We start from the raw sequence: 14,887 nt of genomic DNA, 5'->3' as shown, positions 1-14,887 counted from the left end.
ACACGGAAGTTAAGCTCTTCAGCGCCGATGGTAGTCGGGGGTTTCCCCCTGTGAGAGTAGGACGCCGCCAAGCTATCATTACGGTAAAGGCAGCTCATCATGAGCTGCCTTTTTTGTGTTTTTTTGCATACGTTATATAATAAGAGAAACATAACGATATGCCTTTTTGCAAAAGCAGGTTTTATGCTTGTGCAAAGTGGAAATAATAGAGATAGAGCGATACAGTTGAAAAATTTTGCGAAACACCTTATAGTAAGATTAAAGTCAAATATAGTCAAAGTCAATAAAGGAGGGGGTTGAGTGGGACATAATATTTCTGACATCATTGAACAGTACTTGAAACAAGTATTAGATCAAAATGGCAAAGAAATTTTAGAGATCAAACGCAGTGAAATCGCTGATAAATTTCAATGTGTTCCTTCCCAAATAAATTATGTCATCAACACCAGATTTACAAGTGAAAGAGGATATATTGTTGAAAGTAAACGGGGAGGCGGCGGTTATATTCGTATTATCAAAATTAAAATGAATAACGAAGTCGTCCTCATCAACAATATTATTTCGCAGATTCATACCCACTTGTCCCAAGCAGCCTCTGATGACATTATTCTCAGACTGTTAGAGGACGGAGTTATTTCGGAAAGAGAAGCTAAAATGATGGTGAGTGTAATGGATCGTTCAGTTCTATATATTGATTTGCCCGAACGGGATGAACTAAGAGCCAGAATGATGAAAGCAATGCTCACATCTTTAAAACTAAAGTAAGCGGGTGAAAAGATTGATTTGTCAAGAATGCAATGAGAGACCGGCCACTTTTCACTTTACGAAAGTTGTTAATGGGGAAAAACAAGAAGTTCATATTTGTGAACAATGTGCAAAAGAAAATAGCGATTCATACAGTATAAGTGGAAACCAAGGGTTCTCGATTCATAATTTATTATCAGGGCTGCTGAATATGGAGTCCTCATTTCAAAACACCGGCTCTCAAATGTTCGGCTATTCAGAGCAAGGGACAGCTTGTAAGAAATGCGGTATGACGTTTCAGCAGCTGAGAAAAACAGGGCGTTTCGGCTGTGCGGAATGTTACGATACGTTCTACAGCCAAATTACGCCGATCTTGCGAAAAGTTCACAGCGGGAATACGGTGCATGCTGGGAAAATTCCAAAACGAATAGGCGGAAACCTGCATGTAAGACGGCAAATGGAAATGTTAAAAAAAGAACTTGAATCTTTAATACACCACGAAGAGTTTGAAAGAGCAGCGGAGGTCAGAGATCAGATCCGATCGTTAGAGCAGAAGTTAAAAAGTAAAGACAGTGAGGGGGAACAAGGGTAATGTCGCTCAAGCATTTTATTCAGGACGCACTAAGCAATTGGATGAAGCAAAAGGGACCTGAAAGTGACATTGTACTCAGCAGCCGTATACGGTTGGCCCGAAACTTTGAAAATATAAAGTTTCCTGCCAGGTATACGAATGAAGAAGCCTCATCCATCATTCAGCAATTTGAAGATCATTTTTCAGGAAAAGAACTGCCTGATATCGGTCAATTTCATTTAATCAGAATGAGTGAAGCTCAGCCTTTGGAAAAACGGGTGCTGATGGAGAAACATCTGATCAGCCCGAATTTAACGGAATCCCCTTTTGGCGGCTGTCTGCTTTCTGAAAATGAAGAAGTCAGCATTATGTTAAATGAAGAAGATCATATCAGAATTCAATGCCTCTTCCCCGGCTTCCAGCTTCTCAACGCTATAAAAGCGGCGAACCAGGTTGATGACTGGATTGAGGAGAAAGTGGATTACGCCTTTGGAGAGAAGAGAGGGTACTTAACAAGCTGTCCTACAAATGTAGGGACGGGACTAAGGGCTTCAGTCATGATGCATTTGCCGGGTCTTGTATTAACTAGGCAAATGAATCGAATTATACCGGCAATTAACCAATTAGGTTTAGTTGTTAGAGGAATTTACGGTGAAGGCAGCGAAGCATTAGGAAATATCTTTCAAATTTCAAATCAAATCACACTCGGAAAATCAGAACAGGACATTGTAGATGATTTAAACAGTGTGGCTGCCCAGCTGATTGAGCAGGAACGTTCAGCCCGAGAAGCGCTTTACCAAACCTCGAAAATTGAATTGGAGGACCGGGTATTCAGATCATACGGCGTTTTATCCAATTGCCGTATGATTGAATCGAAGGAAACGGCGAAATGCCTTTCTGACGTTCGGCTGGGGATAGACCTGGGGATCATTAAAGGGCTATCAAGCAATATACTTAATGAACTGATGATTTTGACACAGCCGGGTTTTCTCCAGCAATATTCGGGCGGTGCATTACGGCCGAACGAAAGAGACGCGAGAAGAGCGGCGCTTATCAGGGAAAGGCTGCATTTAGAAATGAGTGCAAATAGACAGGAGGATGATTCGATATGATGTTTGGAAGGTTTACAGAGCGAGCTCAAAAGGTATTGGCACTGGCACAGGAAGAAGCACTGCGCTTAGGCCATAACAATATTGGAACTGAACATATCTTATTAGGTCTGGTTCGTGAAGGAGAAGGGATTGCGGCTAAAGCACTCCAAGCACTCGGACTCGGTTCGGATAAAATTCAGAAAGAAGTGGAGAGCTTAATCGGACGGGGACAGGAAATGTCTCAAACGATTCATTATACGCCAAGAGCAAAAAAAGTCATTGAGCTCAGCATGGATGAAGCCAGAAAGCTAGGACATTCTTATGTGGGAACAGAACACATACTTCTCGGACTGATTCGTGAAGGAGAAGGCGTAGCGGCGAGGGTTCTGAATAATCTCGGTGTCAGCTTGAATAAGGCGAGACAGCAAGTGCTGCAGCTTCTGGGAAGCAATGAGACGGGATCTTCTGCATCCGGTACGAACAGCAATGCAAACACGCCGACGCTGGACAGTCTGGCGCGTGATTTAACTGCGATTGCGAAGGAAGACAGTCTTGATCCGGTTATCGGCCGAAGCAAAGAAATTCAGCGTGTTATTGAGGTATTAAGCCGCAGAACGAAGAATAACCCCGTTCTTATCGGAGAACCGGGTGTAGGTAAAACTGCGATTGCTGAAGGCCTCGCACAGCAGATCATCAATAATGAAGTGCCGGAAATTTTACGTGATAAACGCGTAATGACATTAGACATGGGTACGGTTGTAGCCGGTACGAAATACCGCGGAGAATTTGAAGACCGCTTGAAAAAAGTAATGGATGAAATACGTCAGGCCGGCAATATTATTTTATTCATTGACGAACTGCATACACTGATCGGAGCGGGGGGAGCAGAAGGTGCGATTGACGCGTCGAATATCTTAAAACCTTCACTGGCCCGCGGAGAGCTTCAATGCATCGGTGCGACAACGCTTGATGAATACCGTAAATATATCGAAAAAGACGCCGCTCTCGAGCGCCGTTTCCAGCCGATTCAGGTGGATCAGCCCTCAGCCGATGAAAGCATTCAAATTTTAAAAGGGCTTCGTGACCGCTATGAAGCGCATCACCGCGTATCCATTACCGATGAAGCGATTGAAGCGGCGGTAAAATTGTCCGACCGTTATATTTCTGACCGCTTCCTTCCGGATAAAGCGATCGATTTAATTGATGAAGCGGGTTCAAAAGTGCGTCTCCGTTCTTTCACAACGCCTCCGAACTTAAAAGAGCTTGAGCAGAAACTCGATGAAGTTCGCAAGGAAAAAGACGCTGCCGTTCAGAGCCAGGAGTTTGAAAAAGCGGCTTCCCTTCGTGATACGGAGCAGCGCCTGAGAGAACAGGTGGAAGACACGAAAAAAACGTGGAAAGAAAAACAAGGCCAGGAGAACTCCGAAGTTTCTGTAGAGGATATTGCGATGGTTGTATCCAGCTGGACCGGGGTGCCTGTATCTAAAATTGCCCAAACGGAAACAGATAAGCTTCTCAATATGGAAAACATTCTGCACTCCCGCGTCATCGGCCAGGATGAAGCTGTTGTAGCCGTTGCAAAGGCCGTCAGACGTGCAAGAGCCGGTCTGAAGGACCCGAAACGCCCGATTGGTTCATTCATCTTCCTAGGCCCTACAGGCGTTGGGAAGACAGAGCTGGCAAGAGCGCTGGCGGAATCCATTTTCGGTGATGAGGAAGCGATGATCAGAGTGGATATGTCCGAATACATGGAGAAACACTCGACTTCACGTCTTGTCGGTTCTCCTCCGGGATATGTCGGCTATGATGAAGGCGGTCAGCTGACAGAAAAAGTGAGAAGAAAACCTTATTCTGTCGTATTGCTTGATGAAATTGAAAAAGCGCATCCTGATGTGTTTAACATACTCCTGCAAGTGCTTGAAGACGGACGCTTGACTGATTCAAAAGGACGCACTGTGGATTTCCGCAACACGATCCTGATTATGACGTCAAACGTCGGAGCGAGCGAGCTGAAACGCAACAAATATGTGGGCTTCAATGTGCAGGATGAATCACAAAACCATAAAGACATGAAAGACAAAGTAATGGGAGAGCTGAAGCGTGCCTTCAGACCTGAGTTTATCAACCGGATTGACGAAATTATCGTCTTCCACTCCCTTGAGAAAAAACATCTTACAGACATCGTGTCGCTTATGTCTGATCAGTTAACAAAACGTCTGAAAGAACAAGATCTCTCTATCGAGCTGACGGATGCTGCAAAAGCAAAAGTGGCAGAAGAGGGCGTCGATTTGGAATACGGTGCACGTCCGTTAAGAAGAGCGATTCAAAAGCATGTGGAGGACCGGTTATCAGAAGAACTCCTCAGAGGCAATATTGATAAAGGCCAGCACATTGTTCTTGATGTTGAGGACGGCGAATTTGTCGTAAAAACAACTGCTAAAACGAACTAATATAGTGACAAACATGAGGCATACGTAAGCAAGTGTATGCCTCACTTTGTTATATAGAGAAATATTCGATAAGGAAGAGGTCTTACAACATATATGGCTAAATCAAAAACAAAATTCATCTGCCACTCATGCGGTTATGAATCCGCAAAATGGATGGGAAAGTGCCCGGGCTGCGGGGCTTGGAATACAATGGTGGAAGAAACCATAAAAAAAGCGCCGGCGAATCGGCGGGCGGCTTTCTCCCACTCCGTTCAAACCGTCCAGAAACCATCACCCATTACATCAATTGAAACATCGGAAGAACCCCGCGTTCAAACAAAGCTCGAAGAATTCAACAGAGTGCTTGGCGGCGGCGTTGTGAAAGGCTCGTTAGTATTAATCGGCGGCGATCCCGGGATCGGAAAATCAACGCTCCTTCTCCAAGTATCCGCACAATTAGCTGATACGGCCGGCAGCGTGCTTTACATTTCAGGGGAAGAATCCGTGAAGCAAACGAAGCTGCGCGCCGACAGACTTGGAATCAACAGCCAAATGTTACATGTTTTATCTGAAACCGATATGGAGTATATTTCGTCTGCTATACAAGAGATGAAACCCGCATTTGTTGTCGTAGACTCCATTCAGACCGTTTACCAAAGTGATATCACCTCAGCTCCCGGCAGTGTATCACAAGTAAGAGAGTGTACGGCCGAATTGATGAAAATTGCGAAAACAAACGGCATACCTATTTTTATCGTCGGGCACGTCACAAAAGAAGGATCGATCGCGGGGCCGAGATTGCTTGAGCACATGGTCGATACCGTTCTATACTTTGAAGGAGAGCGGCACCATACATTCCGTATTTTGCGGGCCGTAAAAAACCGTTTCGGCTCCACAAATGAAATGGGCATCTTTGAAATGCGGGAAGAGGGGCTTACGGAAGTGCTGAACCCTTCTGAAATTTTCTTGGAAGAGCGTTCTGCCGGGGCATCGGGTTCGAGTATCGTTGCGTCAATGGAAGGAACGAGACCGATTCTGGTTGAAATCCAGGCGCTCATTTCACCGACCAGTTTTGGAAACCCGCGCCGCATGGCTACAGGCATTGACCACAACAGGGTATCGTTAATTATGGCTGTGCTTGAGAAGCGGGTGGGTCTTTTGCTTCAAAATCAAGATGCGTATTTAAAGGTCGCCGGCGGGGTCAAACTGGATGAACCGGCGATTGATTTGGCAGTAGCCGTCAGCATTGCCTCAAGCTTCAGAGATACACCGCCGAATCCCGCAGATTGCTTTATCGGTGAAGTGGGTCTGACAGGAGAAGTCCGCAGGGTGTCAAGAATCGAACAGCGCGTAAAGGAAGCGGCAAAACTCGGCTTCAAGCGCATGATTATACCTGAGGCGAATGCAGACGGGTGGACAATACCAAAAGGGATTGAGGTTGTCGGAGTAGCAAATGTTGCAGAAGCGCTTCGTACTTCATTAGGAGGATCATAATAGATGGAAAAAGAGAAAAAAGGGGCGAAACAAGAGCTTGACCTGTCTGCAATTCTGCAGTTCGTTGCACCGGGCACCCCGCTCAGAGCCGGGATAGAGAATGTACTTCGGGCAAATACAGGCGGCCTGATTGTTGTCGGATACAATGATAAGGTAAAGCAAGTCGTGGATGGCGGTTTTCATATTAATACATCATTTGCGCCCGCTCACTTATACGAGCTGGCCAAAATGGACGGTGCCATTATTTTAAGTGATTCCGGCCAGAAAATTCTTTATGCGAATACGCAGCTTATGCCGGAGGCGACCATTTCTTCTTCAGAAACGGGAATGAGGCACCGTACGGCGGAACGGGTGGCGAAGCAGACCGGCTGTCTCGTCATCGCCATTTCAGAGCGCAGAAATGTCATTACGTTATATCAGGACAGCATGAAGTACACACTAAAGGACATAGGTTTTATTTTAACAAAGGCAAATCAGGCCATTCAAACGCTCGAGAAGTATAAAACCATCTTAGACAAAACGATTACGGCTTTAAACGCATTAGAGTTTGAGGAGCTTGTGACATTCAGTGACGTGCTGTCCGTCATGCATCGATATGAAATGGTGCTCCGAATAAAAAATGAAATCAATATGTATATTAAAGAACTCGGAACGGAAGGCCACTTAATCCGTCTGCAGGTGATTGAACTGATTACGGACATGGAAGAAGAGGCGGCACTTTTCATTAAAGACTATGTCAAAGAAAAAATCAAAGATCCGTTCGTGCTGTTAAAAGAGCTTCAGGATATGTCCAGCTATGACCTGCTTGATGATTCCATTCTGTTTAAGCTGCTTGGATATCCGGCTTCTACCAATATTGATGATTATGTGCTCCCGAGAGGATACAGGCTGCTGAACAAAATTCCGCGTCTGCCGATGCCGATTGTTGAAAATGTGGTTGAGGCGTTCGGATTTTTGCCAAGCATAACGGAAGCCACTGTAGAAGAGCTTGATGATGTTGAGGGTATCGGCGAAGTGCGCGCCAAAAAAATCAAAAAAGGCTTAAAACGCCTTCAGGAAAAACACTATATAGATAGACAGCTTTAAGAATCGCTTAAACCTGTCGGAATCCGGGTATATTATTGTTAGTTTTTGTTTATTCTGAATTTGTAGGCTCTGACCCAGTCTGCTGAAAAAATGCTACTTAAAAGGAGGTGGAGGTATGTTAAAACGAATAGTTCAGGCGTTCTTCATTATTGTGGGCGGCGTTGTCGGTATCTTTTTAATACCTGAATTGTTTGTACTGTCAAATATACAGGACATACCTTTAATAACAAACGCATATACGTCTGCTGCAATTGGTGCTATTATCTTTTTTCTCATCAGTATATGGACGACAGAATATGTGATTAATTGGGTAAAATGGATTGAAGATTCTTTGCTGAGAGCTCCGGTGCCGGATCTGTTATTCGGGAGTCTCGGATTGGTTTTTGGACTTATCATCGCATATCTCATTGTAAACGTGATTCCGCTGGACAATATTCCGTACCGTATATTCAGCACTATCATTCCGGTCTTTCTGGCTTTCTTTCTCGGTTACCTGGGCTTCCAAGTCGGATTTAAGAAAAAGGATGAACTGATCAGTCTTTTCTCCATTTCTGCAAGAATGCAGAAGAAAAAGGGAAGTGCTGATGAGGAGCAGGAGGAACAGGATAAAAGGCTGAAAATCTTGGATACAAGTGTTATTATTGATGGGAGAATTGCAGATATTTGTCAGACGGGCTTTTTAGAAGGCGTCATTGTCATTCCTCAATTTGTGCTGGAGGAATTACAGCATATCGCTGATTCTTCAGATGTTTTAAAACGTAACAGAGGACGCCGCGGACTGGATATCTTGAATCGCATTCAAAAGGAACTGGATATTACGGTTGAAATTTATGAAGGCGACTTCGAGGACATTCAGGAGGTTGACAGCAAGCTTGTCAAACTTGCGAAGCTGACATCCGGCGTCGTTGTGACGAATGATTTTAATTTAAATAAAGTATGTGAGCTTCAGAAGGTTGCGGTACTGAATATTAATGACCTTGCAAACGCGGTGAAGCCGGTTGTGCTTCCGGGCGAAGAGATGAATGTGCAGGTGATTAAGGACGGGAAAGAGCATAATCAAGGTGTGGCTTACTTGGATGACGGGACGATGATTGTTGTGGAAGAAGGCCGCAATTATATAGGGAAACATATTGATGTGCTCGTAACCAGCGTACTGCAGACAGCGGCGGGACGAATGATTTTTGCCAAGCCCAAGCTGCTTGAGAAAGCTCTTTAAGAGGGAGTTCATATGGAGTATGTTGTCGTTATTCCGGCTGCCGGACAAGGAAAACGGATGAAGGCCGGGAAAAATAAGCTGTTCATCAGCTTAAAAGGTGCGCCTGTTATTATACACACACTGCGGGTTTTTGAAAGCCACGCACCCTGTCAGAAAATAATCCTGGTGATAAACGAGAGTGAACGGGAAGATTTTCGCCAGCTGCTGGCCCAATTTCCGATTCAGACGGAAATTGAGCTTGTTACCGGAGGTGCGGAGCGTCAGCACAGTGTATACGAAGGACTGAAAGTGATTGATAAGGAATCGGTCGTCCTTGTTCATGACGGAGCGCGCCCGTTTGTCACACATCAGCATATCGATAAGCTCGTGGAAACAGCAGAGGAGGCGGGAGCGGCTGTCCTGGCTGTTCCTGTGAAAGACACGATAAAACGGGCGGAAGGCTCCCGGGTTGCGGAGACCTTTGATCGTTCAAGCTTGTGGGCCGTTCAAACGCCGCAGGCTTTTCGTCTTTCTTTATTGAAGACGGCGCATATGGAAGCGGAAAACAAAGGCTTCTTAGGGACGGATGACGCCAGCCTCGTCGAGCGTCTTGATGGATATCAGGTGAGTATCGTTGAAGGCAGCTATACCAATATTAAGCTGACAACGCCGGATGACCTGATATTTGCGGAAGCAATCATGAAAGCGGAAAGTGGGAATCATAATGTTTAGAATCGGACAAGGATTTGATGTGCATCAATTAACGGAAGGCCGTCCTCTCATCATCGGCGGAATTGAAATTCCTTATGAAAAGGGGCTGCTCGGACATTCAGATGCTGATGTATTGCTGCATACAGTCGCAGACGCGTGTCTCGGAGCGGCAGGTGAAGGAGATATCGGCAAGCATTTCCCGGATACTGATCCGGAATTCAAGGATGCGGACTCTTTTAAGCTGCTTCAGCATGTCTGGAACATTGTAAAAGAAAAAGGGTACGTACTCGGAAATATAGACTGCACGATTATTGCGCAAAAGCCGAAAATGGCGCCGCATATTGATGCTATGAGAAAACGGATAGCGGAAGGCCTTGAGGCGGACGTCTCTCAAGTAAACGTAAAAGCGACGACAACAGAAAAGCTCGGGTTTACCGGAAGAGCCGAAGGAATTGCCGCTCAGGCGACCGTTCTGATCCAAAAAGCCTGATCATTGTTTTGATGCCCGGTCTATTTGGTGGTAGAATAGATACATATATTCGGCTAGAGGCTACAGACGAGATGAAAGGAAGTATTTGAACATGGGAAATGAAGTACGCGTTCGTTATGCACCGAGTCCGACCGGACATTTGCATATCGGTAACGCCAGAACGGCGCTTTTTAACTATTTATTTGCCCGCAGCCAAGGCGGAAAGTTTATTATCCGGATTGAGGATACGGACAAAAAGCGAAATATTGAAGGCGGAGAGCAAAGCCAGCTCAACTATTTGAAATGGCTCGGCATGGACTGGGATGAAAGTGTGGATATCGGCGGAGAATACGGCCCGTACCGCCAGTCTGAGCGTAACGACATTTACAAAAAGTACTATGAAGAGCTTCTTGAAAAAGGGCTTGCTTATAAATGTTTCTGTACGGAAGAAGAACTTGAGAAAGAACGTGAAGAGCAAATCGCCCGCGGGGAAATGCCGCGCTATTCCGGCAAACACAGAAACCTGACTCAGGAAGAGCAGGAGCAGTTTTTAGCCGAAGGCAGACAGCCGAGCATCCGTTTCCGCGTGCCGGAAGGGAAAATCATCGCATTTAACGATATCGTAAAAGGCGAGATTTCTTTTGAATCAGACGGCATCGGCGACTTTGTCATCGTCAAAAAAGACGGAACACCGACGTATAACTTTGCCGTCGCGATTGACGATTACTTAATGAAAATGACGCACGTGCTCCGCGGTGAGGATCACATTTCAAATACACCGAAACAGATCATGATTTTCCAGGCATTCGGCTGGGATGTTCCTGTCTTCGGACATATGACGCTTATCGTAAACGAAAGCCGCAAAAAATTAAGTAAACGTGATGAATCAATTATCCAGTTTATTGAGCAGTATGATGAGCTGGGTTACCTGCCTGAAGCGCTGTTTAACTTTATCGGACTTCTCGGCTGGTCTCCCGTCGGTGAAGAAGAGCTTTTCACAAGAGAACAATTCATTGAAATTTTTGATGTAAATCGTTTGTCTAAGTCACCGGCTCTGTTTGATATGCATAAACTGAAATGGGTCAACAACCAATACGTCAAAGCGCTGGATCTTGATCAAGTGGTTGAGCTGACCCTGCCGCACCTGCAAAAAGCAGGAAAAGTCGGCACTGAGCTTTCTGCCGAGGAGCAGGAATGGGTTCGTAAATTAATTTCTCTTTACCATGAGCAATTGAGCTACGGCGCTGAAATTGTCGAGCTGACTGATTTGTTCTTTAAAGATGAGATCGAGTATAATCAAGAGGCAAAAGCCGTTCTGGAAGAGGAACAGGTGCCTGAAGTGCTCAGCGTATTTGCTGCGAAGCTTGAAGAGCTTGAAGAATTTACGCCTGAGCTGATCAAAGCCTCAATCAAAGCTGTTCAGAAAGAAACAGGCCATAAAGGCAAAAAGCTGTTCATGCCGATTCGCGTAGCGGTTACCGGTCAGACACACGGTCCTGAGCTTCCGCAGGCCATTGAGCTGATCGGCAGAGAAACAGCCGTCAGACGCCTGAAAAGCATTTAAATATACGATTGTTGACAGGGAAGAGTATAAAACAATGACCATTACAGAAAGAATCTTCATCGGCTGAGAGAGATTCATGCGTCATGTTTTAGAAGTGCGCCCTTAAGACCTTTGAAGAACATTTCTGCGGAAATCAGTATTTAAAGGCGGCCGCCGCCGTTACCGGCTTTTAAGTTGGGAAAACAGTGACTTGTTTTTCAAACAGAGTGGAACCGCGCGGTAAAAGCGTCTCTGTCATGTTTACATGCAGAGACGCTTTTTTTATAGGCGGAAAAACAGACTGGAGCGGGGAGAGAATGGGGGGAAGCATGTGTTTTTTAAAATGCTAAAAGAAGACATAGATACAGTGTTCGATCAAGATCCGGCAGCAAGAAGCTATTTCGAAGTTGTTTTAACTTATTCTGGTTTACATGCTATATGGGCGCATCGGATTGCACATGCTTTATATAAACGGAGATTTTTCTTCCTGGCGCGCTTGATATCACAGATTGCCCGTTTCTTTACCGGAATTGAAATCCATCCCGGCGCGACCATCGGGAGAAGGTTTTTCATTGACCACGGTATGGGGGTCGTCATAGGGGAAACATGTGAAATCGGCAATAACGTGACGGTATTCCAAGGTGTCACTCTCGGGGGAACGGGAAAAGAAAAGGGGAAGCGGCATCCGACCATAAAAGATGATGCTTTAATTGCAACCGGAGCGAAGGTGCTCGGCTCTATTACGGTCGGGCAGGGTTCTAAAGTAGGGGCCGGTTCCGTTGTGCTTCGTGATGTTCCCGACTTTTCAACCGTTGTCGGCATACCTGGAAAAGTCGTCATTCAGAACGGAAGAAAAATCAAACGCGATCTCAATCACCAAGACTTGCCCGATCCGGTTGCTGACAGGTTAAGAGCATTGGAGCAGCAGATTTTTGAACTGCAGGCTGAACTGGAAGATAAAAAAGAAAGGATCAACCAAAAATGACCATTACACTTTATAATACATTGACACGGAAAAAAGAAACATTCGTTCCTCTTGAGGAAGGCAAAGTAAAAATGTACGTGTGCGGACCGACTGTATACAACTATATTCATATCGGCAACGCCCGTCCGGCGATTGTGTATGATACAGTACGCAACTATTTAGAGTATAAAGGATACGATGTTCAATACGTATCGAATTTCACCGATGTTGACGACAAACTGATTAAGGCGGCCAACGAGCTCGGCGAGGACGTCCCGACCGTTTCTGAACGGTTCATTAAAGCGTATTTTGAAGATGTGGGCGCCCTCGGATGCCGGAAAGCGGATCTTCACCCCCGGGTCATGGAAAACATGGGTGCCATTATTGAATTTGTCAGCGAACTGATTAAAAAAGGCTACGCTTATGAATCAGAAGGCGACGTCTATTTCAAAACAAGGGCCTTCGAAGGGTACGGCAAGCTATCTCAGCAATCAATTGATGAACTCAGATCAGGCGCGCGTATCCGTGTCGGCGAGAAGAAAGAGGATGCGCTGGACTTTGCTCTTTGGAAAGCTGCTAAGGACGGAGAAATTTCATGGGATAGCCCTTGGGGAAAAGGCCGCCCGGGCTGGCATATTGAATGCTCCGCAATGGTGAAAAAGTATTTGGGTGACGAAATCGATATTCATGCCGGCGGTCAGGACCTGACATTCCCGCACCATGAAAACGAAATCGCCCAATCTGAAGCATTAACAGGCAAGACATTCGCAAAATACTGGCTTCACAACGGATATATCAATATCGATAATGAGAAAATGTCAAAATCGCTCGGCAACTTTGTTTTGGTGCACGATATCATTAAGCAATATGACCCGCAGCTTTTGAGATTTTTCATGCTGTCCGTTCATTACCGCCACCCGATCAACTATTCGGAAGAGCTGCTTGAGAAAACAAAAAACGCGTTTAACCGCCTGAAGACGGCCTACAGTAATTTAAACCATCGTTTGATTAGCAGCACGAATCTGACTGACAATGATGAGGAATGGCTCGCTAAAATCGAAGAGCACCGCACTGCGTTTGAAGAAGCAATGGATGATGATTTTAATACGGCGAATGCGATTTCCGTTTGGTTTGATCTGGCGAAGCTCGCCAATTACTACATGCAGGAAGACAATACGGCGGATCACGTCATTAAAGCCTTTATCAGCATGTTTGACAGAATCGGATCTGTTCTCGGACTTACGCTCGGCGAAGAAGAGCTTGTCGACGAAGAGATTGAAGAGTTGATTGAGAAGAGAAATGAAGCCCGCCGCAATCGCGATTTTGCTTTGTCAGACCAGATTCGCGATCAGCTGAAAAGCATGAATATCATTCTTGAAGATACGGCCCAGGGAACTCGCTGGAAGCGGGGAGAGTAAGCGGATGCTTCAATTTGAACAAATCAAAGATTCAAAGCAGTTAAACGGTCTTGCGCTTGCTTATATGGGTGATGCCATTTTTGAAATATACGTCCGGCATCACCTGCTTAAGCAGGGCTTTACGAAACCGAATGACCTTCATAAGAAGGCGAGCCGGATTGTATCGGCAAAATCACAGGCAGACATATTGTTCCGCCTTCAGGACGAATCCTTTTTCACGGAGGAAGAGGAAGCCGTGCTGAGAAGAGGCAGAAACGCGAAATCAGGGACGACGCCTAAAAACACAGATGTACAGACGTACCGCCATAGTACAGCTTTTGAGGCTTTACTCGGATACCTTTTTCTTGAGAAAAGAGAAGAAAGACTGAATCAGCTGATTGCTGAGGCTATACAAGTCGGGACGTCAGGGAGGAAAACAAATGAGTCAGCAACATGATTACGTCATAGGAAAAAACGCGGTGATTGAGACGTTGAAGTCAGATCGCAAGCTGTATAAGTTATGGATGGCGGAAAACACAGTAAAAGGACAGGCCCAGCAAGTTATGGAGCTTGCTAAAAAGCGCGGCGTCACCATTCAATTTGTACCGAGGAAAAAACTCGATCAGATGGTGGAGGGGCAGCATCAGGGTGTTGTCGCCCAGGTGGCGGCATATGAATATGCACAATTAGACGAATTATATAAAAGAGCGGAAGAGAGAAACGAACAGCCTTTCTTTCTCATACTGGACGAGCTGGAAGACCCTCATAATCTCGGTTCCATCATGAGAACGGCTGACGCTGTCGGTGCACACGGCATCGTGATTCCGAAACGCAGAGCGGTCGGACTGACTTCGACGGTCGCAAAAGCTTCGACCGGTGCGATTGAACACATTCCCGTCGTGAAGGTGACCAACCTTGCCCGGACACTTGATGAAATGAAGGAGCGGGGGATTTGGGTCGTCGGAACGGATGCATCCGCCCGGGAAGACTACCGCTCTATGGACGGCAAGATGCCTTTGGCGCTCGTTATCGGAAGCGAAGGCAGAGGAATGGGCCGGCTTGTGAAAGAGAAATGTGATTTTCTCATTAAGCTTCCGATGGCCGGAAAAGTCACGTCTCTGAATGCGTCGGTAGCGGCCGGCCTTCTCATGTATGAAGTCTACCGGAAGCGCAATCCTTTAGGGGAATGAAGA

At 45.7% G+C, this 14,887-nt stretch carries 14 protein-coding genes, 1 rRNA gene and 1 other annotated feature; all 15 genes read left to right on the top strand.

The window, feature by feature from the left end; all coding sequences use genetic code 11:
• Nucleotides 1–73, top strand: a 5S ribosomal RNA gene (rrf, locus tag AC3WTF_RS17805); the annotation flags it as partial.
• 227 nt (nucleotides 74–300) lie between these two features.
• Nucleotides 301–765 carry a transcriptional regulator CtsR gene (gene ctsR, locus AC3WTF_RS17800; RefSeq protein WP_003156396.1) on the top strand — a complete coding sequence of 155 codons (465 nt, stop codon included), beginning with the start codon at nucleotides 301–303 and terminating at the stop codon, nucleotides 763–765.
• Nucleotides 766–778: 13 nt separating this feature from the next.
• Entirely contained in the window at nucleotides 779–1,336 is a 558-nt protein-coding gene (mcsA, locus tag AC3WTF_RS17795) for a protein-arginine kinase activator protein McsA (protein WP_007410387.1), read from the top strand.
• On the top strand, nucleotides 1,336–2,427 hold the full coding sequence (gene mcsB / locus AC3WTF_RS17790; protein ID WP_003156398.1) for a protein-arginine kinase McsB: 1,092 nt from the start codon (nucleotides 1,336–1,338) through the stop codon (nucleotides 2,425–2,427). Before mcsA ends, mcsB begins: the two co-directional genes overlap by 1 nt.
• Nucleotides 2,424–4,856 (top strand): ATP-dependent protease ATP-binding subunit ClpC, encoded by a 2,433-nt coding sequence (gene clpC, locus AC3WTF_RS17785; RefSeq protein WP_015239036.1) that lies wholly within the window; start codon nucleotides 2,424–2,426, stop codon nucleotides 4,854–4,856. The genes mcsB and clpC overlap by 4 nt, the downstream gene beginning before the upstream one ends.
• Before the next feature lie 93 nt (nucleotides 4,857–4,949).
• Nucleotides 4,950–6,329, top strand: a complete 1,380-nt coding sequence (radA, locus tag AC3WTF_RS17780) for a DNA repair protein RadA (protein ID WP_014304212.1) — start codon at nucleotides 4,950–4,952, stop codon at nucleotides 6,327–6,329.
• 3 nt (nucleotides 6,330–6,332) lie between these two features.
• Nucleotides 6,333–7,415, top strand: coding sequence for a DNA integrity scanning diadenylate cyclase DisA (gene disA, locus AC3WTF_RS17775; protein ID WP_007615225.1), 1,083 nt, complete (start codon nucleotides 6,333–6,335; stop codon nucleotides 7,413–7,415).
• 115 nt (nucleotides 7,416–7,530) lie between these two features.
• Entirely contained in the window at nucleotides 7,531–8,631 is a 1,101-nt protein-coding gene (locus AC3WTF_RS17770; RefSeq protein WP_003156403.1) for a PIN/TRAM domain-containing protein, read from the top strand.
• Nucleotides 8,632–8,643: 12 nt separating this feature from the next.
• Entirely contained in the window at nucleotides 8,644–9,342 is a 699-nt protein-coding gene (gene ispD, locus AC3WTF_RS17765) for a 2-C-methyl-D-erythritol 4-phosphate cytidylyltransferase (RefSeq protein ID WP_015239038.1), read from the top strand.
• Nucleotides 9,335–9,811 carry a 2-C-methyl-D-erythritol 2,4-cyclodiphosphate synthase gene (gene ispF, locus AC3WTF_RS17760; protein ID WP_003156407.1) on the top strand — a complete coding sequence of 159 codons (477 nt, stop codon included), beginning with the start codon at nucleotides 9,335–9,337 and terminating at the stop codon, nucleotides 9,809–9,811. The genes ispD and ispF overlap by 8 nt, the downstream gene beginning before the upstream one ends.
• A gap of 91 nt (nucleotides 9,812–9,902) precedes the next feature.
• Nucleotides 9,903–11,354 carry a glutamate--tRNA ligase gene (gltX, locus tag AC3WTF_RS17755; RefSeq protein WP_007410392.1) on the top strand — a complete coding sequence of 484 codons (1,452 nt, stop codon included), beginning with the start codon at nucleotides 9,903–9,905 and terminating at the stop codon, nucleotides 11,352–11,354.
• 2 nt (nucleotides 11,355–11,356) lie between these two features.
• Nucleotides 11,357–11,590, top strand: a binding site (T-box leader).
• 74 nt (nucleotides 11,591–11,664) lie between these two features.
• Nucleotides 11,665–12,318: a serine O-acetyltransferase gene (cysE, locus tag AC3WTF_RS17750; protein ID WP_007410393.1), complete on the top strand. Its 654-nt coding sequence runs from the start codon at nucleotides 11,665–11,667 to the stop codon at nucleotides 12,316–12,318.
• On the top strand, nucleotides 12,315–13,715 hold the full coding sequence (gene cysS, locus AC3WTF_RS17745; RefSeq protein ID WP_007410394.1) for a cysteine--tRNA ligase: 1,401 nt from the start codon (nucleotides 12,315–12,317) through the stop codon (nucleotides 13,713–13,715). Before cysE ends, cysS begins: the two co-directional genes overlap by 4 nt.
• Nucleotides 13,716–13,719: 4 nt before the next feature.
• On the top strand, nucleotides 13,720–14,151 hold the full coding sequence (locus AC3WTF_RS17740; RefSeq protein WP_003156412.1) for a Mini-ribonuclease 3: 432 nt from the start codon (nucleotides 13,720–13,722) through the stop codon (nucleotides 14,149–14,151).
• On the top strand, nucleotides 14,135–14,884 hold the full coding sequence (gene rlmB, locus AC3WTF_RS17735; RefSeq protein ID WP_003156413.1) for a 23S rRNA (guanosine(2251)-2'-O)-methyltransferase RlmB: 750 nt from the start codon (nucleotides 14,135–14,137) through the stop codon (nucleotides 14,882–14,884). Before AC3WTF_RS17740 ends, rlmB begins: the two co-directional genes overlap by 17 nt.
• Nucleotides 14,885–14,887: the final 3 nt, after the last annotated feature.

It is taken from the genome of Bacillus sp. EB106-06-01-XG163, from assembly GCF_058791615.1.
Note: the sequence above shows the minus strand (reverse complement) of the source record. Positions and strands in the feature narration are given on the sequence as shown.